Below are 20,164 nucleotides of genomic sequence, written 5' to 3' on the forward strand. Positions count from 1 at the left end.
CGGCTTTAGGCTGCGGCAATCAATAATGCCGACCCAGAGCCAAGATGACATCATGCAACTTTCTTTATGTTRATCATAAAAAGCTCGGTTTGAACAAAGCACGCGTTAGCTCGATGATCGTTTCCTATTTAAATAAGAATAATATTTTTAGGAGATAACGTGTTTAACAATAAGCACTTTGAGTTAATAGACAAACCGACGTTCTTTGGCGCGTTAGGTATGTTGATATCCGTCGTTGTGCCCCTTTTATTGTTCCCTGTTCAGGGGGCTGAATGGATCGCGATTGCCAAAACGTTTATGACCGATAAATTGGGATTCTTATACTTAGCACTAGGGCTTGGTGCATTCTTTTTTATGATTTACATCGTTTTTTCGGATATCGGTCAGATTAAATTGGGTGATCCCGATGAAGCGCCTGAATTTAAAACGGCATCATGGGCGGCAATGCTTTTTTGTGGTGGAATTGGTGCCAGTATCCTTTATTGGGGAGCGATTGAATGGGCATATTACTATCAGGCTCCGCCTTTCCAGCTTGAGCCGGGCAGTGAAGAAGCCGTTCGTTGGGCGGCAACCTATGGATTATTCCACTGGGGGCCAATCGCGTGGTCTATTTATCTCGTTCCTGCCTTACCAATCGCTTATTTTTATTACGTGCGTAAGCAGCCCGTATTAAAAGTATCAGCGGCATTGATGCCCGTGATTGGTGAAGCGCGCAGTTATGGCTGGCAAGGGAAATTAATTGATGTGCTATTTATCTTTGGTTTACTCGGTGGTGGTGCAACAACCTTAGGGTTAGCTGCCCCGTTGATCACTGAAGGAGCCCACTATCTATTTGGCGTCCCTAAAAACACCGTTACCCAAGTTATTGTATTAATGCTGTGTACCTCTATTTTTGCTTACTCTGCCTACGCGGGAATGGAAAAAGGCATAAAGATGCTGAGTAATATCAACTTCTGGGGGGCGATTGGGTTACTTGCGTTTATTTTGGCGGCAGGGCCGACGATATTTATGTTGGAAACGGGGTTAGATTCACTAGGCCGAATGTTATCTAATTTCTTTGTGATGGCGACTTGGGCAGAACCGTTTGGTGGATATGGCTCATTTGAGAATACTCACTTCCCACAAGATTGGACCATTTTCTACTGGGCGTGGTGGCTGGTGTTTGCACCAAGCATGGGGCTATTTGTTGCTCGTATCTCTCGTGGCCGTACGATAAAACAAATGGTATCAGGCTCGATATTCTTTGGCTCAATGGGCTGCTTTTTGTTTTTCATGATATTGGGCAACTATGGTTTATCGCTTCAGCTGTCAGGTGCACTGGATGTTGTGGGTATACTCAATACCGAAGGGGCGAACAAAGCCATTTTCTCGATATTAGAGCAACTGCCTTTTAGCACCATAGTTATTGCTGTTTTCACCTTGCTGTGCTTAATATTTACGGCGACGACGTTCGATTCTATCTCTTATATTCTGGCCTCGGTTGTGCAAAATAATGTCACCGAAGACCCGATGCGTTGGAACCGATTGTTTTGGGCATTTGCCTTGTCTTTCATGCCATCGGTATTGTTATTTATGGGAGGCTTATCGACGTTACAAACCGCAGCGATCGTTGGTGGGTTACCGTTACTAGTGATAACCGTCATGTTAATGATGTCAGCAGTTAAGGCTGCACATCTAGATTTAGCACATCAAGATGGCTACGAAGATCCGACTATCAATATTGAAGACCTACCGGATGTGGATCCTTGGTCAAACGAAGGTATTGCGTTGGCTAAATTTGAGCAGCTTAAAGATGTTGCTATGGCTGCCGCTGAATCCGAGCGAGAGGCACTGTATTTAGTGTGGAAGCTAAAGAAAACCATGCGTTCAGAAGCCTTAGCTAAAGGGGAGTCGGGTATGGAGTTGGGCGATGCACCTCAGGATCGTATCGACCAGCTACAGCAATTAATGGATGAGGCAATGAAGGCAAAAGATGCCAAGCTACTAGCTTCGCAAGAAGCACAAGAGGCCAGAAAAGCATTTAACGACTTGATGAGAGCGCGTTTGGAAGCATTGATTGATTAACTAAATGAGATAAGCGTTATTTAGTAGTTAGCTCTTTCACGAGAGCTAACTATTTCTTTTTAAACAATAATTACTCTTAATGTAAACATCTATTTTTTGTTGTCGTATATGCTAATTCTATCGCTTAATAAGCGGCTTCTCTTTTATCTAATTGAGCAAATATAGTATTCGCTTTTTTCATTGCGGCACTAGCTGATTGCCTTTTACGATCGTCAAGAAATTGGTCAGAAAAATTTAAGTATCGAATTGCAATCGAAAGACGAATTTTATTGAACGGTGAAAAATCATTAGGAAATAAATCGTATAGTTCATTTGTTTTTGAATTGAGTATGTCTAATTGGTTGATAGTTGAAATATTATCAAGAGTACTCTGAAACTGATTAAATTGGTTTTCATAATAAATTGTAGCTGCATGGTAAGGGAACGGTATTGTGTTTCCATCTTTAATTTGGTGATGATAGTCAGTTAGTTTTTTTATCGAATTTGACAGTCTTATGCTTATATCCAGTAATTTTTTTTGCTCTTTTGTCTTTGAATAAAAAATTTCACCTAGGCGTATTAATTTTTCTAGTTGAGATAAATCTAGATTATTCATCGCAGCATTAATATCGGATGTAAACGTATCTGTTGCTTTTTTGCTGGGCAAAAATTTTCTCTCTTTATTTATGTTGGTTAAGTCATTGAAAATTGGCAATAATTTGTCGGTTTTATATTCTTGTTTTTCCAATGACATATTAAGTTGCTTTTCAAGCATATTAATCGTTGATTTCCAGCTCTGATTTATAGTATTGGATATACTTAATAAAGTCAGTGAATCTGGGTAGAGGGTTTGTGCTGCATGTAATTGTGCTTCAATAGCATGATAATCAGGATAGCGGTCACTTTTATTATTTAAGATTGTATTAATACGCTCTTCGTACATATCAATTATCTGGTTTTGCTTGTATCTAAGCAGTCCTTCTTTGATTAGTAATTTTTCTTTTGGTAAGGAATTGATAGCCGACACGAGTTCATTACTGGGTAGTTCAGCGAGTTGACGGTCGGCAGTTATACCTTTTTGTAATTTATCTAAGTGACGACTCATCTGGGTGATCTGAATTTCTTTATAGCTGAAACCATAGCTTATGGTACCCGCGATAAAACATACAGTAGCTAGAGCTGTTAACTGGGGCCAATATTTTTTGTTTAAACTGTGGTTAAATTTTATAAAATCAGACATACGTTTATCTGGTTGAAATTGAAGCCCTTTACTAAGTGTACGCCAGCCTCTTCTATGTAAATTGGCTGGTTTTTTTGCAACTAACTTTGACTGTTCAGCAATATCAGCAGGATTTCTATTAAAAGGGTGCTGGCTGGTTAGTAATTCATAGGCAATGCAACTAAAAGCAAAAATGTCATCTCTAATTTCGGGTTTACCACCACTGAGCAGATTGGGAGAAGCATAAGTTGGTGTATGTCCACTTAATGCGATGGTAGCATCTTGACTGCTCATCATATAGCCGTCGATATTGAGGCTAAAAGCGCGTGATACACCGAAGTCAAAAACTTTTATTTTCCCATCGCGTGTAAGCATAATATTGCCAGGTTTAAGATCGGCATGAATAACACCTTGGCTATGAGCATAGCTAAGTGCAGAGCATATTTGGTTAAGTAATTTTTTAGCTCGATCAAAATTTAAGCCTCCAGGACGAGAACGTAAAATAACTTCTTCAAGAGTTTCTCCATCAAGCCACTCCATGACTAAATAAGAGGTTTTCTGCTCAATACCAAAGTCATAGACGCGAATGATATTTTCATGGCTTAACTGCTGCGTTTTTTGTGCTTCATGAATTAATACTTTTTCCGCATCAGGTTGTGATAGATATTCATGCTGTAACACTTTCAAAGCGACATAAGGTGAGCGAATACCTGCACCTTCAAGTAGTAAGTCAGTTGCTTTATAGACATCGCACATTCCGCCATGGCCAATTAGAGTGTCAATTCTATAACGGTTGTTGATTACTTCACCGATAAGACTGTTTGCATGTTTTTCGACCTGCTCATTGTTATCATCCAATGTACCTGTTGTCGCCCTGATGCGTGTTTTATCTGCTTTTATAGGCGTGCTTGGCTCATTATTTTGTAAAGATGAAGGTTTATCCGTTATTACATCGCCTTGTGACTTACTACTTCCGCGGTTTTCCATAGCGCGTATTGACTCCAAACGATTTAATTCAAGTATTTTCAATCGATTGAATATCAATAAATAGTAATTCAGCACAGTTGCATTATAAAAGATTGCGGTCAGTCACCAAATTATTGACGCAGTGTGCAATGCGTGTTGTATTTTTTTATGAAGTGAGTTGCGTATTTGCAATAACTGAAAATGACGACATTGCTATTTTAAAAAGATATTTCTAGTATCGCTGCCATTGCTACTTAAATTGTATTTTCAACAGCTTATATCAACAATGTTTATTGAGCTATTGGTAATTAGGTGTTCATTGTTCTTTTAGGTGATACTTGTTATGGAATTAACACTCGTCGTCGTTAGTTACCACCGATTTACATCAGAACTCGAAATACAAAAAACATTTCGGTTTGATGGGAAGTCTCAACAGTATGTGATTGGCCGATCACAACAATGCGATTGGTGCTTACCTGACCCTGAGCGTGTAATTTCAGGTATCCATGCGTATATCGATAGCCGAGTTGATCATTTTGTGATTACAGATATATCAACAAATGGTGTTTTTATTAATCGCTCTTTAGATCCTATTGGAAAGGATAAAGCGGTTACTTTAGAAGATGGTGATATTCTGTGCTTCGGTGACTATGAAATAGACGTTATCCTTAAGGCGAAAACAACGCATTCAAAAAAATCAGTATTAAATAATCAACCAATTGGTGACCATGTACATGAAGAGGCTTTACTAGTAAATGATGGGATGGGTTTTGGCATATCGACAGCTCAATTCAATAATGTTCATGACTCAGAATTATTAATTGACGAAAAGGTAAAGAAAAATCACGTGCCTCCATTATTTGACGGTAATGTTGAGGATAACTTTGTGTCACCAATGAGTACTCATCAACAAGATGAAGAAAGTAATTCGATTGGTATTCCTGAAGATTGGAGTACAAGCATTGGCAGTGATCCTATTGTAAGAACAAAGAAAAAGACAATAGCCATAAAAAACAGAGAAGATAATCACATTACGGATACTCAGGTTGAAGAGGCTATATCTAAACCTATGAATGCATTTATTCAAGGTTTAGGTATTAATAGCCAAATGATACCTAAGGAGAATAATGAAAAATGGTGGTATGAGTTAGGAAACTCAATGCAACACTTAATGGTAGGGGTAATGGATATATTACATAGTCGATCTGAGTTTAAACATAACAATCGATTGAATCAAACATTGTTTAAACGACAAGAAAATAATCCATTAAAATTTTCAGCTACACTAGATGATGCAATTCATAATCTTTTTAATCAGAACAGCACAAGTTTTCTAACACCTGAATATGCAATTAAAGAAATCTTTTCAGACATGAAAAATCATGAGAAAGCATTATTAGCTGGGGTAGATGGTGCCGTTAGTGGAACGATGAAATTATTATCTCCTGAATCTATTTCTGATAAAAATAGTCATGATTCATTTTGGGCTGGAATAAAACTATCACGATTAAAATCAAATGACTGGCAGTCTTATGAAGTCATATATAACCGTTTGCTTCAAGAGTTAGAAGAAACAGAGAGTCCATTTTATTATGATGATTTTTATAAGTCATATGAATTATATCTAAAAGGCGTAAAGTAAAGGGGGAGGTATGAAACCGTTATTTATGGTAATAACATTTGCACTTATGACAATAGTTATAGTTGGATGTACTGTTGCAAACTATGTTGTTCCTGCTTATACCAGCTTAAATTTTAATATTTCTTCAGATGTTAATCCTGATCTAAATGGTCGGCCTTCACCTATAGTGGTTAAAGTCTATGAATTGTCGTCAAGAACGTTATTTGATAATCAAGACTTTTTCTCTTTGTATGATGACCCGAAATATGTATTAGGCCCAGATCTTATTGAAAAAAATGAATTTGAATTTTCACCCAAAAGCCAGTATGAGTATAAATTAAAATTATCCCCTGGAGTACGTTACGCCGGTATTATTGTTGCTTATCAGGATATTGAAAATGCACGATGGCGTGAAGTGGTTAATATAGATACGACTGCTTATAAAACATATAACGTTATGATTGGTGAATCATCGGTCTTTATAGACTCCCATTAATATATTTATATTGTGTTGGTTTAGGAATTATTGGTATGAGTGATTTAAGTCGGGTAGCCTGGACTGAAGGTATGTTCTTACGGCCGCAACACTTTCAGCAGCAAGAGCGTTTTCTATTACATGAATCAACGCAGGTTGTCAGCGCTGCTTTCCCCTATCATTGGGGAGTTAATGAGTTGATATTAGATGAGTCCTTACTTAATCATGGCAAGTTTGGGATCGAAAAAATCAGTGTGTTATTGGCTGATGGAACAATGATTATTAGCCCCAAACGGGAGTGTTTACCAGAAGCAATTCAATTAGATAAAAATATTCGTGAACAACTTATTTATCTTGCTGTTCCAATAGAAAAATCGGGGTCTCTAAATATAAGTGAAAAGGATACTAGTCAAGTAACTCGCTTTTGGTTTACTGATCACGAAGTAACAGATTCTACAATAGGAAGTGGTGCGACAGAGGTATTGCAACTGTCTCAGCTTTCTATTGAATTAAAGCTTGCTAGCGATAGTTTATCTGGCTATATAACAGTGCCTATAGCTAGAGTCATTGAGTTAAGCGACGAAGGACGCGTGATCCTAGATGATAAATTTATTCCTCCATGCTTAAATTCACAAAATAACCCGGTATTAAAACGGTTTATTGTTGAGCTGCGTAGCATGGTTAAGCTAAGAGCTGACACAATAGCAAGTCGATTGAGCCAAGGGCAATCTTCAGCAACCTCTATAGCCGATTTCTTAATGTTACAATTACTTAATCGTTATGAACCATTATTATGCCACTTAGAGATGAGTGATGGCCTACACCCTGAATTACTTTACCAGTATTTATTATCGATGGTGGGTGAATTATCTTCATTCTCTGATGAAAATAAACGTCCACCAGAACTTCCGGTTTATCAGCATGATAATTTGACCTCAGTGATGGGTAATCTAATGATTATTTTAAACCAATACATGAGTACGGTCTTAGAGCAAACAGCCGTGCAGTTACCTATAGAAGAAACTAAGTTTGGTATTAGTGTTGCGGCTGTTGCAGATAAAACTTTGCTAGCAAGATCTATATTTGTCATTGCTATAAAAGCAGATATTCATTCAGAAGAGCTCCGACGTCGTTTTCCTGCTCAGGTAAAAGTAGGCCCTGTGGAACATATTCGTGATCTTGTTAATAACCAATTACCTGGAATCTCAGCTACACCATTGCCTGTAGCTCCACGGCAGATCCCTTATCACGCTGGATATCATTATTTCCAGTTAGATAACAGTAATGACTATTGGCAACGCTTAAGTGCCAGTGGTGGAATAGCCATACATCTTTCTGGGAAATACCCAGAATTGGATATGCAATTATGGGCTATCAATTAATTATAAAAGCAAGGATAGCTGTATATGTCAGAAGCTACACTAATAAAACCTCGCCCTGGAATTCGGGGACGGAAGGGGAATTATAATGACGAGGTTAATAAATTAACGCAATTACAATCAGGTGACCATACGGTTGTTTTAACAAAAATTAAAACAGGCAATCAGTTAATTCGTTTGCCACCCATAGGTAGTAATCCGTTAACAGAAGAAGCTGCTGCTTTATTGTCGATCGTCGGGCAGATAAGAAGTACAGCATCACACAGTGATGTGTTTTTTTTACGTCAAAGCTGCATCGACAAAATCCGTGAATTTGAAATGCGTCTTCGTGCCCACTCAATTAGCACTGAGAAAATTGAGGCTGGGAGGTATTGTTTATGTTCATTTATTGATGAAACTGTTTTGAATACGGTTTGGGGGGGACAATCTCAATGGGCTTCAGAGAGCTTACTTTCAACGTTTCACGCAGAAACATTTGGAGGCGAATATTTTTATACCTTGCTTGATGAGGCACTGGCTGACCCACGGACCAACCAACAGTTACTTGAATTGCAATATCAATGTTTATCTCTTGGCTTTATTGGAAAAATGCGAGTGGAAAAAATGGGGAGGGATAAATTAGAAAGTTATCGAGAGCAAGCATATAACGAACTCAATAACCTATACGGCGACCCTGAAATTCCTCTTTCGGGCACGTGGGAAAGTACGGTGTTGAGAAGTGTAGAGCCGCGAGCGCGTATGCCTTTATGGGTGTTGGTCTCCGTATTTTCAGTGGTAATTTTAGCCATGTATATGAGCTTTAGCTATCGTATTAATGACCATTCAAATAATGTGTTTAATCAACTTAATTCTATAGCTCGTTGGCAGCCTCAAGAGAACAATACTCAAGCATTGGTACATTTAACGTCACAGCGTTTACAACAATTACTACAAAGCGAAGTTGAAAGAGGAAGTTTAGAGCTGATAAACCTCCCTGATCGTGTACGGGTTATTCTTAAATCAAGTGAGCTGTTTTCTACAGGGAGTGCAGAGGTTAATGAAGTGCTTATTCCTCTATTATCTAAAATTTCACGAACATTAGAATCAACCCAAGGACGCATTCTGATTACTGGCCATACAGATGACCGCCCTATTTTTACCAGCAAATATCCATCGAATTGGCATCTTTCTTTGGCTCGTGCCACTGCCGTCGCGAACACAATGGCAATGGGAACAGACTTGCATGGGCGCTTATGGCCTGAAGGTTTAGGTGATTCAAAACCTCGAAGTCAAAATAATAATGAAGAGAATCGCGCTCGAAATCGTCGGGTTGAGATTGACTTACTATTTATTAAATAGGGATAGGTTAATTCTATGCTCAAGGAAGGATTATTCAGGCAAGTGAAGCGGACATTACAGTCGAAATGGGCAGTTTCTTTCATCGGCTTAATGGCAATTTCATTGTTGATTTGGTTCGGTGGACCACTTATTGCTATTGCGGGCACTGAACCTTTGGCCAGCCAAGTATCACGGCTAGTTGTATTGCTAATACTCGCGCTATGGTGGGGAGTCAGCAATATCATTCATCAAGCAAGAAATAAGCGTCAGAATGAAAATTCGGTAAAAACGCTGCTTGATGGTCGTGATGAAATAGCTCTGTCTGATGAAGCGACAAAAAAGGAAATTGAAATACTGAGCGCTCGTATTGTGCAGGCGATCTCTGTTCTAAATAGTTCGACACTACAACGAGGAAAAAGTGTTTATCAGCTACCGTGGTACATTCTTATAGGCCCACCTGGTACAGGAAAAACAACCACGCTACATAATTCCGGCTTAGATTTTCCACTTAAAGATAAATTAGGCGTTGACCCATTAGCAGGTGTTGGCGGAACTCGGCATTGCGATTGGTGGTTTACGAATCAAGCGGTATTAATAGATACTGCCGGGCGCTATACCACACAAGATAGTAATAGAGATCAAGATTCACGAGCTTGGCTAGGCTTTCTAGGGTTACTTAAAAAGCACCGTACACAAAGACCCATTAATGGGGCAATAATTACAATCAGCTTGTCGAGTTTATTAACACAGACTCACACAGAAAGGAACTTACATGCAAGAGCAGTAAAGCAGCGAATTCAAGAGCTTAAAAATCAATTAGGCATGCAGTTTCCTGTTTATGTCATTCTGACAAAGGCAGATTTGGTTGCTGGTTTTAATGAGTTTTTTGCAGACCTAAGCCAAGAGCAACGAGAGCAAATTTTAGGGATAACTTTTCCTGAACAGGCTGATGATGTCGACAGTGGTGTCGTTGGTATGTTTAATAAAGAATTTCATGCTTTGCTGGAGCGACTGCATAAGCGAGTTAACTTTCGAATGCAGAACGTTCGAGACATTGATAAGCGAGCGTTAATTTATGAATTCCCTAAGCAGTTAAGGTTATTACAAGCGGCTGCAGATGATTTTCTAAAAGAGATTTTTTCACCAAACTCTTTCGAAGAAGCGCCGATGCTACGTGGTGTATACATCGTAAGCGCCACCCAAGAAGGTATACCGATAGATCGTGCAATGGCTGAAACAGCAGATGAGATGAAGCTTGGCCTTGTCCCGCTGAAGCAACAAGGAGGAGAGAGTAAGGGATACTTCATTAAGCGACTTTTTGAAAATGTTATTTTTCCTGAACAGTATGTTGGTACGGTTAATCGTCTTCATCAAAAGCAAAACGTGTGGTTAAGGCGTGGGGTTGTCGGCGTTTGTTGTTTGTTAACATTGGTTGCGGGCGGAGTGTGGTTATCAAGCTACCAGTGGAACAAATCTTTAGTCAATATGGCAGGTGATGCGGTCGGTGATTATCAGCAAAGATTCCCTTCGCCGATAACGGCTGATACCGATGTTGTTACTTTAGTTGATGCGCTTAACACACTGAAAGATTTACCTGCTGGCTACAGTGGAAATATGCTGGACTCTGAAGCGATTAATAAATTGGGACTTTATCAGGGTGATAAAATTGGTCTGCCAGCGCACGCTGCTTATGATCGCGCTTTACAGGGGTATTTAGCCCCATATCTAACAAGCTCTCTCCAGCTAGAAATGAAAGAGAATAACGAGCATTTAGAATATTTATATGAAACATTAAAAACATATTTAATGATATTTGATAGCTCTCGTTATGAAGAGCAACAAGTAATAGGTTGGTTTTCATTATATTACGAACGCTATTATCCGGGTGATATTAATGCACCAATACGCGACTCATTAATGGAACATACCATTAACTTATTAAACTCTGGGCGTAGTGGCTTTATTGAAAATAAAGACTCTATTAAAGTTGCACGTAGTATTCTGACTCAAATGCCGTTGGCAGAGCGAGCGTATCAACGTTTAAAATTAGAGTATACTAATAGTCATGTGCCTGACTTTAAATTAACCAGTGTATTAGGTTCGCAAAGCCTAAAAATATTTCATCGATTTAGCGGTAAGTCTTTAAACGAAGGTATTTCCGGCCTATATACCTATAACGGTTTTCATAGTGTATTTCAGCTAGAAAGCCAACGCATTGTTAAGCGTCTAATGGAAGACAGTTGGGTTTATGGTGACGATCTGCTTCTGGCTGAAACAACCAAAAAACAAGTTACTCAACTGGTAAGTGATAAATACTATCGTGATTATATTTACGAATGGACTCAATTGCTTGCTGATGTTCAATTAATTCCTTATCAGAATACTGGTGATGGACTGTATCAGGCAAAAGTACTGGCTGGGACCGAGAAACCGTTAGAAAGCCTTATCTTTGCAATTCAGCGAGAGCTACGTTTAACGGATCTTCCTATTAGCGATAATGTAAAAGCAGTTGGTGATATTACAAGTAATGCGGCCAATGTTGCTTTAGAACATAAGAAGTCCCGAATCATGAGGTATTTACCAAATGAAATGCCCAAAATAGAGATTGACTTACCGGGTCAACCCGTTGAAGAGGCATTTGTATCAATCTTAGCAATCAATGAGTCTGACTTAAGTTCACTTCACGAGTCGTTAATTGGACTGCATAACTATTTGGTTAAATTGAACTCGTCAGATAATAACGAAAAAGTGGCCTATAAAAGTTTACTGGGTGGAGAAGTAGATAGCAGTTCAACGTTGGAGATAAAGCGAGTTAAAAATACACTGCCAGCTCCGTTTAACCAATGGATTAACAATTTAGATAAACAAACATCAAAGCTTGCTAAACAGGGGTCAAAAATACACCTTAATGCTATTTGGCAAGATTCGGTTTTAAGTGAATACCGTTCTGCAATCGCTGGAAAATTTCCCTTTAATAGCCGATCAAATCGTGATGTGAAATTAAAAGATTTTGGCCGTTTCTTTGGTTATAACGGAGTGATGGATAGCTTTTTTAAAACTTATCTTGAGCCTTCAGTAGATACTTCAAAAGCGAATTGGCGATTTGTAAAGAATATCGGGGTCAGTAGCCAATCATTAAAAGTATTTGAGCAAGCACGTAATATTCGAAATGCCTTTTTTGAGCCCGGAAGTAGAATGCCAAGCGTGGAGTTTGGTTTAAAAACAATATATTTAGATCAGCATATTAGTAACTTCCGTATGGAGTTTGGTCGCCAATCGTTGATGTACCGACATGGTCCTACACGGGTGTCTAGATTTACTTGGCCTGATAGCGGCCAGTCGTCTGTGCGGTTGGTTTTTACACCGCCACAGTCAGGGCACTCCATCACAAAAACGTATGCTGGTAGCTGGGGATTATTTCGAATGTTAGATGAGGCCGCTAGAGACCGTAGTCAAACACGAAAAGATAATTTGGTAAAAATTGAGATTAAAGGCAACAGAGCAACCATGAAATTGCAACCATCAAGCGTTGTGAACCCTTTTTGGTTAAGAGATTTAGAGTACTTCTCTTGCCCGGAGACACTGTAATGGCAAATTTTGGCTATTTCGGCAAGGTACCAATACGGGGTGATTTTATTCAAGATCAGCTGTCGACTGATTTTATTGAATGTTGGAGTGAATGGCTTCAAGCCGTATTAGCTGTGAGTAGAGAGCAGTTAGGCGATGAGTGGCTAGAATGTTATCTCACTAGCCCCATTTGGCATTTTGCTCTATCCCCTGGAGTTTGTGGGAGCAGAAGTGTTATTGGAACATTAATGCCAAGCGTTGACCTCGTTGGGCGGCATTTTTACTTTACCTTGGCAATGGAGGTTGAACTTCCGCCGGTTGCATTTTGGCAAGATAGGCAATGGAGTCAATTATCTGAACAGTTGGTATTAAAGCTACTTGATGACGATACAGACTTAACCCAATGGTTGGAGGGCTTAAATAGTAGCGACTGGTTTGTGGCACTAAGCGATACCTTTTCAACCGTACAGGTAAAGTCAGAACAAAGTAATCAATTAGTTCTGGCTGGGGACGAAATATTACAGCCTAGTCATTTGTTGCATCATGCTTATCGAGAACATCTAAATCATTATTGTATTTGGTGGACATCAGGATCGGAAAGAGTGTCGGAATGCACATTATTGACCAATGGATTGCCATTAGTTAGTCAGTTTTCCGCAATGCTCGATGGGAATTGGGGTAAATGGGGATGGTGATGGTTTCCAATAATTCTGCGTGGCATTTTAATTCTTTTTCACAGACTCATGCCGGAGTGGTACGCCCATATAATGAAGACGCCTGTTTAGATTGTTCTAATGAAGGTATTTGGGTTGTGGCTGATGGTATGGGGGGACATAAAGCTGGTGATGTCGCTAGCCAAATGTTAGTGGATATTGTTATGCAGCATATAAAAGCAATTCCAAAGCTACTAATTACTGTGGATTATTTACGTACGGCAATTGAGCAGGCAAATAAACAAATCTTCGATTATTCGCACCGATATTTACAGGGTGAAACAATAGGTACCACAGTCGTTTTATTATTCATTCAAGGTGGGACTTATTACTGTCTTTGGGTTGGAGATAGTCGTTGCTATTTACAACGACATCATCAGTTGCTGCAAAAAACAAGGGATCACAGCCAAGTAATGGATATGGTTGAGCAAGGGCTAATTCATAAAAATGATGCAGAAGTACACCCTATGGCGAATGTTATTACTCGTGCAATCGGCGTTGATTCAAAAGTGGACATTGATCAGGTGTCGGGCCAGTTGATGTCAGGCGATCAGTTTTTACTTTGCACGGATGGTTTGACGAAAGAATTATCAGATAACCACATAACGCATTGTATGCAGGCAAATATAGTCACTGACTCCGGTTTAGCACTGATGCATTCCGCATTGGTAAGAGGAGCCTCAGACAATGTCACCTGTGTTTTGGTCCAGGTCATCGATATGGGGCATAGGACGCATAATTTAGTTAGTGGTGACGATACTGTCCCTCTTTTTATTGTGAACAAATGAGCAGTCTGCTGCATGTAAATATATAAAGCTAGGTATAAGGGATTAATGATAGGCATGGATGTCGATTTAATAGATTTTGATGCGCTGGAAGCGCCAATATTAGGTGGAATACCAACTGGGGAAGATCCACGTAATGATGTATCACCTTATTCGGTGTACTTTTCACTAAAAGATATTCGTAATACTGCGCGAGCGGCAGAACGAAACGCGCTTGTTGATAATGAACCTCTGTTTAACTTTGCTCATCAATGGCAAGACATTTTGGATCGGGTGCCATCTTTACTGACAACTCAATGTAAAGACTTAGAGTATTCGGCTTGGTTTATTGAGGCATTGACCAGAAATTATGGCTTTAAGGGATTAACTATTGGCTTTCAAACTGCTGCAATACTAATCCGTGAGTTTTGGCAAGATTTATACCCGACGCCTGATGAAGATGGCTTAGAGACCCGAATTGCTCCGCTCATTGGTCTAAATGGCACTGATAGTGAGGGGACACTATTGATGCCTATAGCTTGCATACCATTGACAGATCATGGTGACGAACAAGCGTATTCATTGTGGGAATATGAGCAAGCATTAGAAATTGACCGTTTCGATGAAGATAAAAAACAGCAACGTCTTCGCTCTGGCGGGATAGTTTTTCAAGATGTACTCAATGCTGCTAAGTCTTCAGAATCAACGTTCTATCAGCAGTTGTATAAAGATATTCAAAGTAGTATTGATGCTTACAGCACGCTTGTCGAGTTAATGGATAGCGCGTGCGGTATGCCTTTACCGACATCAAAAATAACGAAGCGATTACAGACTTGCCTTGAGGCTGTGACTTATTTGGCAGGCGACAAATTACAACCCGAGATAGTAACAAATAGTGGTGTGTTAGAGCCAAGCAGTGATGATGAAAAAGTGCCAAACGAGGCGCTCAACCAACTGAATTCAAGGCTGGAAGCCATTAATAATCTAAAGCAGATAGCTGAATATTTTAAGCAAACTGAACCACATTCACCGATGGCATACGCCATTGATCAGGTTGTTCGTTGGAGCGGTATGTCATTGCCAGATTTGTTGGAAGAATTGATCTCAGATGGTGATGCAAGAAATGGTTATTTCCGGCTAGTCGGAATTTCATCTGAGAATAATAAGTCATAGTTCATCGTGATTGATTAAATCATCATAAATTGAAGTAATACAAAGGGAGAATAGTATGGGAAGTATCCATGGGAAATTATCACGGGTGCGTAAACCAAGAGTACATATTACTTATGATGTTGAAACAGAGGGATCGAGTGTAAAAAAAGAACTCGCTTTTGTTGTTGGTGTGATGGGGGACTTTGCGGGACAAAACACTGATGCAATAAAGCCAATTAAAGATCGCCGTTTTATTCAAATAGACAGAGATAACTTCGATGATGTTTTAAATAGAATGAGTCCAAAAATTAAATTCAAAGTTGATAATAAACTAGCTGATAATAATACACAGTTGGATGTCTCCCTTACTTTTTCATCAATGGCTGACTTTGAACCGGCTTCTGTAGTCAATCAAGTTGAGCCATTACGTAAATTAATGGAAACACGGAATAAACTCCGTGACTTGATGACGAAGGTTGACCGTTCAGAAGAGTTAGAAAATTTACTTGAGACCGTATTGAACAACACGGCAGATTTGCAAAAATTATCTGAAGAGTTAAATAAAGAAACCAAGGAGCCAGCTGAATGAACACTCAAACATCTGAGGTACAAGATCTGGCTGTGGACGAAAGAAACAGTACATTATTGGAACAGGCTATTTCTGCAACAAAACAAACGGAGAGTTCAAGGGCTGAAGAGCTGTTGCGTACTCTAACCGATGAAGCGTTGAAAGGAACCGTAACGTGGAATAAAAACCTGACGGTGACATTTAGGGAGGCGATTGCGGCTTTAGACAGCGCAATCTCAATGCAGCTGGCTGAAATTATGCATAACGAAGGCTTTCAGAAACTTGAAGGTAGCTGGCGTGGCATGAATCACTTAGTGATGAGCTCAAATACAGGGCAAACATTAAAGATCCGCATGCTCAATATGAGTAAGAAAGATTTGCATAAAGATTTGAGCAAAGCGGTTGAATTTGACCAAAGTCAGGTATTTAAAAAGGTTTATGAAGCTGAATTTGGTACGCCGGGTGGAGAACCCTACGGTGCGCTCATTGGAGATTATGAATTTACGAATCACCCTGAAGACATCGAAACACTTAGTTTAATGTCTAATGTTGCTGCCGCCGGTTTCTCCCCGTTTTTGTCGGCAGCATCTCCTGCTTTGTTTGGTTTTGATGAATGGTCTGAATTATCAAAACCACGTGACCTCGAAAAGGTGTTTGAATCGTTAGAGTATACAAAGTGGCGTTCTTTTCGCGAAAGTGCCGATTCACGTTTTGTTACTTTAACGATGCCACGGGTATTAGCTCGCCTTCCTTATGGTGAAGCAACCTTACCCACAGAGGCATTCCGTTATGAAGAATTTAGCCTTGATCAGGACTCTGGACTAGCAGTGAATGTTGAGCACGAAGATTATTGCTGGATGAATTCCTCATACGTGTTGGGAAGTCGTTTAACGGAAGCGTTTTCAAAATATGGATTTTGTACCGCAATACGTGGTGCAGAAGGGGGAGGTCGTGTTAATGATCTCGCGTCGCATATATTTATTAGTGATGATGGTGATCCAGACCTCAAATGTCCGACTGAAATTGGTATTACCGATCGTCGTGAAGCCGAATTGGGGAAATTAGGCTTCTTACCACTTTGCCACTATAAAAATACGAATTATGCGGTTTTCTTTGGAGCTCAAACCTGTCAAAAACCAGAGAATCATAATAGCCCTGAAGCAACAGCAAACGCTGCTATATCGTCACGCCTACCTTATATGATGGCAACTTCTCGTTTTGCACACTACTTAAAGGTGATGGCAAGAGATAAGATCGGTAGTTATATGGAAGCTGATGAAGTTGAGGCTTGGCTTAACCGTTGGATATTATCGTATGTTAATGCTTCTGAAGGGGGAGGTCAGGAGATCAGAGCAAAATATCCATTAGCGGATGCCAAAGTTCAGGTGAAAGAGATACCAGGTCAACCAGGGTCTTATAATGCAATAGCATGGTTGCGTCCATGGCTGCAAATGGAAGAACTCACAACGTCTTTACGCCTTGTTGCTAAAATCCCTGAAATTGGTGGGTAGCTAATGGTAGAAAGTTGGTTTTTAACCAGCTTTCTTTTTTGCACAGGATTTTGAATTGATGCAATCAATGCTTAGTGTTAATGATTCAGAGCTATTAATGACTGACAAGGAATTTAAGTCTGATATATGGCATGAAGATGAAATATATCAGATTTTAACTAATGATGATTATTCATCCCTACGTTATTGGTTAGCGAAAAGTAATCATATTTGTTCGCCAATTAACGCTACTGTTAGGACTTTGCTATTAAGAACCATTAAATCAATTGATGAGAAAATAAACAATCAATTAAATGAGATTATCCACCATAATTCATTTCAAAAAATAGAAGCGAGTTGGCGAGGGTTAACTTATATCACAAATCAATTGTCTGAATTCGATAGTGAATTGGTATGTAAGATTAAAGTGCTAAATCTAACATGGAAAGAGCTTAGTCGTGATGTTAACCGAGCAATTGAGTTCGACCAAAGTGATTTTTTTAAGTTGATTTATAATAACGAATTTAATATGTCTGGAGGGGAACCTTTTGGGTTACTTATAGGCGATTATCAAGTGTCTCATAAAATAACACATGATATTCCTACGAGTGATATTGATACCCTTAAAGGTATCACTCATACGGCTGCTGCAGCGTTTGCGCCATTTGTTACATCAGCAGATCCTGCATTGTTTGGTGTGGACCACTATTCAGAATTAGCCAACGTATCAGAAATCCAAGATCAGTTTTCTCAAAGAGAATACCAAAACTGGCGTCGGTTAAGAGAAATGGATGATGCTCGGTTTTTAGGGATCACAATTCCGCACATATTGATGCGAGAGCCTTACCAGAATAATGGTACTGGCAAAGAGGGCGTTTATTTTGAGGAGCGTATTCTGCAGCCTCAGGTCGACCACCTTTGGGGGAATGCTGCGTATGGTTTTGCAGCTGTTACTTTAAAAGCATTTTCAGAGTCGGGCTGGTTCAGCCAGATACGAGGATTGCAGCCTGGTCAATATAAAAGAGGTTTAGTGTTTAATCTACCGTCAAGTTGTTTTCAGAACTCAAAACGTATTCGCTTGAAAAAAACATCTGTGGATTTACAAGTTGGTGATCGGCTGGAAAAGCAGCTTTCCGATAGTGGTTTCATCCCGGTATCAGCTGTGCCTTATTCCGATAACTTGGTTTTTTATAGTAATGCTTCGGTGAATTACCCCAAACATTATGAACAGAAGTCTGTACGGGTGAATGCAAGGTTATCTTCAATGCTTCAGTACATATTATGTGCTTCTCGATTTGCACATTACATCAAGGCAATGGGGCGTGACAAAGTGGGAATGTATACAACTGCAGAAAGTCTTGAAAATGAATTTCAGCATTGGTTATTTGACTATACCACAGCGTCAGATGAGTCATCAGATGAAATACGCTCTCGTTATCCTCTTAACGAAGCGCGAATTCAGGTGCGAGAAAAGTCAGGCCAACCTGGTAAATATTATTCGATTATCCATTTACGGCCACATTTTCAATTAGATCAAATGATTTCAAGTATCCGTTTGATTACTGAACTATCACCAAGACAGAATAACGTAGGGTAAAGCGTATGAAACAATTATCGACATTGATCCAGCAGGCAAAGCTAGAAGAGGCATTAGGCTACATTAGCAACCTATTACAAGAGCAACCACAAGATAGCAATATTCGAAGTCATTTTATTGAGTTGCTTTGCATTGATGGGCAGCTAGAAAGAGCTGATAAACAACTAAATATGCTTATTAAACAACATCCAGATTGCCTTGTAGGGGCGAGCAACTTACGACTGTTGATTAGAGCTGCGCAAGCAAGGCGTGATTTTTATAATGGTGCTGCAACTGCTTCTTTAGTGAGAGAGGTTGATGAATCCTTCACAGCATTAGTCTCGATAAAATTAGCGGCAAATGATGATAATACACAATTATTAGAGGAAAGCGCTAAGCAGCTAGAAGAAACTCGTAAGGAGTGCCAATTAGTCATCGATGGTATTGAGCAGGAATCTTTACGAGATATCGATGACACATTAGCGGGTTACCTTGAAGTATTTGGTACTAATGGTCTCTATTATTTGGTGCCATTTGATGCGCTTATTCACTTGGAATTGAAGCCTGTTACATCGTTAGTTGAGCAGGTGTGGCGGAAAGTTGAAATTGATATTGAGGGGGGGCTAAGCGGTGAAGCATTTATCCCTATTACTTATATAGAAAGCCAAACGGATGCACAAAAACTGGGGCGAGAAACAGACTGGTTTACTGTTAATGATACGGATGTTTACACCGGGGTCGGCCAGAAAATGTATTTATTTGGTGATGAAGCTCTCGCCATTTCTAGTATCAATAATCTGAACAAAAAAACTATTTGTGAAGTATAGGTAATTAGAGCAATGAAAGTAAGCCAGTCGTTATTACCATCGCTCCTTGATCGTCTCATCGACGATACCCCTTTACACTCAAGCGGTATAGCCCAATCTTTTACTTGGCAAAAAATGAGAAAAAGTGTTCGGCAAGACCTTGAAAACTTGTTGAATGCTAAAGGCCGTTGGCATATATGGCCAAAGCATTTCCAAGAGCTTGATCACTCGTTATTTTCTTATGGATTACCTGACTTTTCAACTATGCCACTGAGCAGCCTAGATGGAAAACAAGCGTTGTGCCAATCCATAGAAGAAACGATTCGTAAGTTTGAACCGAGGTTTGCTGATGTTGCAGTCACGATAGTTGGTGATGAACTGCCTGAAGATCGTATCTTGCGGTTACGTATACATGCTTTATTTCATGCGACTCCTGAGCCTGAAGAAGTAACGTTCGATTCTGAAATTGAACCTGTCTACTTAGGGATAAAAATTAGTGAGGCGTAAC

The 20,164-nt window shown here is 39.5% G+C and carries 15 protein-coding genes; 14 read left to right on the forward strand and 1 reads right to left on the reverse strand.

The genetic code is table 11. The annotated features are described in order from the left end of the window. Positions 1 to 159: 159 nt before the first annotated feature. Entirely contained in the window at positions 160 to 2,064 is a 1,905-nt protein-coding gene (locus L4D09_RS18970) for a BCCT family transporter (RefSeq protein WP_428459092.1), read from the forward strand. A 124-nt stretch (positions 2,065 to 2,188) separates the two neighbouring features. On the opposite strand, the gene L4D09_RS18975 is transcribed toward L4D09_RS18970, so the two are convergent. Further along, positions 2,189 to 4,249 (reverse strand): protein kinase domain-containing protein, encoded by a 2,061-nt coding sequence (locus L4D09_RS18975; protein WP_428459093.1) that lies wholly within the window; start codon positions 4,247 to 4,249, stop codon positions 2,189 to 2,191. Between the two features lie 322 nt (positions 4,250 to 4,571). Between L4D09_RS18975 and tagH the strand changes: the two genes are divergently transcribed. The 13 genes from tagH to tssE are packed head-to-tail and all read left to right on the forward strand — an operon-like array spanning position 4,572 to position 20,163. After that, positions 4,572 to 5,870, forward strand: a complete 1,299-nt coding sequence (gene tagH, locus L4D09_RS18980; protein WP_428459094.1) for a type VI secretion system-associated FHA domain protein TagH — start codon at positions 4,572 to 4,574, stop codon at positions 5,868 to 5,870. Between the two features lie 10 nt (positions 5,871 to 5,880). After that, entirely contained in the window at positions 5,881 to 6,345 is a 465-nt protein-coding gene (tssJ, locus tag L4D09_RS18985) for a type VI secretion system lipoprotein TssJ (RefSeq protein ID WP_428459095.1), read from the forward strand. A 35-nt stretch (positions 6,346 to 6,380) separates the two neighbouring features. Further along, positions 6,381 to 7,706 carry a type VI secretion system baseplate subunit TssK gene (gene tssK, locus L4D09_RS18990; RefSeq protein WP_428459096.1) on the forward strand — a complete coding sequence of 442 codons (1,326 nt, stop codon included), beginning with the start codon at positions 6,381 to 6,383 and terminating at the stop codon, positions 7,704 to 7,706. A 24-nt stretch (positions 7,707 to 7,730) separates the two neighbouring features. Continuing rightward, positions 7,731 to 9,041, forward strand: a complete 1,311-nt coding sequence (gene tssL / locus L4D09_RS18995; protein WP_428459097.1) for a type VI secretion system protein TssL, long form — start codon at positions 7,731 to 7,733, stop codon at positions 9,039 to 9,041. Positions 9,042 to 9,083: 42 nt separating this feature from the next. Then, positions 9,084 to 12,608, forward strand: coding sequence for a type VI secretion system membrane subunit TssM (gene tssM / locus L4D09_RS19000; RefSeq protein ID WP_428459098.1), 3,525 nt, complete (start codon positions 9,084 to 9,086; stop codon positions 12,606 to 12,608). Beyond that, positions 12,608 to 13,282, forward strand: coding sequence for a type VI secretion system-associated protein TagF (tagF, locus tag L4D09_RS19005; protein WP_428459099.1), 675 nt, complete (start codon positions 12,608 to 12,610; stop codon positions 13,280 to 13,282). The genes tssM and tagF overlap by 1 nt, the downstream gene beginning before the upstream one ends. After that, positions 13,276 to 14,088 carry a PP2C family protein-serine/threonine phosphatase gene (locus L4D09_RS19010; protein WP_428459124.1) on the forward strand — a complete coding sequence of 271 codons (813 nt, stop codon included), beginning with the start codon at positions 13,276 to 13,278 and terminating at the stop codon, positions 14,086 to 14,088. The genes tagF and L4D09_RS19010 overlap by 7 nt, the downstream gene beginning before the upstream one ends. Positions 14,089 to 14,142: 54 nt before the next feature. Then, positions 14,143 to 15,237 (forward strand): type VI secretion system protein TssA, encoded by a 1,095-nt coding sequence (gene tssA, locus L4D09_RS19015; RefSeq protein WP_428459100.1) that lies wholly within the window; start codon positions 14,143 to 14,145, stop codon positions 15,235 to 15,237. 55 nt (positions 15,238 to 15,292) lie between these two features. Next, entirely contained in the window at positions 15,293 to 15,805 is a 513-nt protein-coding gene (gene tssB / locus L4D09_RS19020) for a type VI secretion system contractile sheath small subunit (RefSeq protein ID WP_428459101.1), read from the forward strand. After that, positions 15,802 to 17,295: a type VI secretion system contractile sheath large subunit gene (gene tssC / locus L4D09_RS19025; protein ID WP_428459102.1), complete on the forward strand. Its 1,494-nt coding sequence runs from the start codon at positions 15,802 to 15,804 to the stop codon at positions 17,293 to 17,295. The genes tssB and tssC (L4D09_RS19025) overlap by 4 nt, the downstream gene beginning before the upstream one ends. 58 nt (positions 17,296 to 17,353) lie before the next feature. Further along, complete coding sequence (tssC, locus tag L4D09_RS19030; protein ID WP_428459103.1) at positions 17,354 to 18,871, forward strand: type VI secretion system contractile sheath large subunit; 1,518 nt, start codon at positions 17,354 to 17,356, stop codon at positions 18,869 to 18,871. Between the two features lie 5 nt (positions 18,872 to 18,876). Next, a complete protein-coding gene (locus L4D09_RS19035; RefSeq protein WP_428459104.1) occupies positions 18,877 to 19,677 on the forward strand; it encodes a type VI secretion system accessory protein TagJ in 801 nt (266 codons plus the stop codon). A gap of 12 nt (positions 19,678 to 19,689) precedes the next feature. Continuing rightward, positions 19,690 to 20,163, forward strand: a complete 474-nt coding sequence (tssE, locus tag L4D09_RS19040; protein WP_428459105.1) for a type VI secretion system baseplate subunit TssE — start codon at positions 19,690 to 19,692, stop codon at positions 20,161 to 20,163. The last annotated feature ends 1 nt before the right edge of the window (position 20,164 follow it).

Source organism: Photobacterium makurazakiensis, assembly GCF_050336715.1.
Classification (GTDB): Bacteria; Pseudomonadota; Gammaproteobacteria; order Enterobacterales; family Vibrionaceae; genus Photobacterium; species Photobacterium makurazakiensis.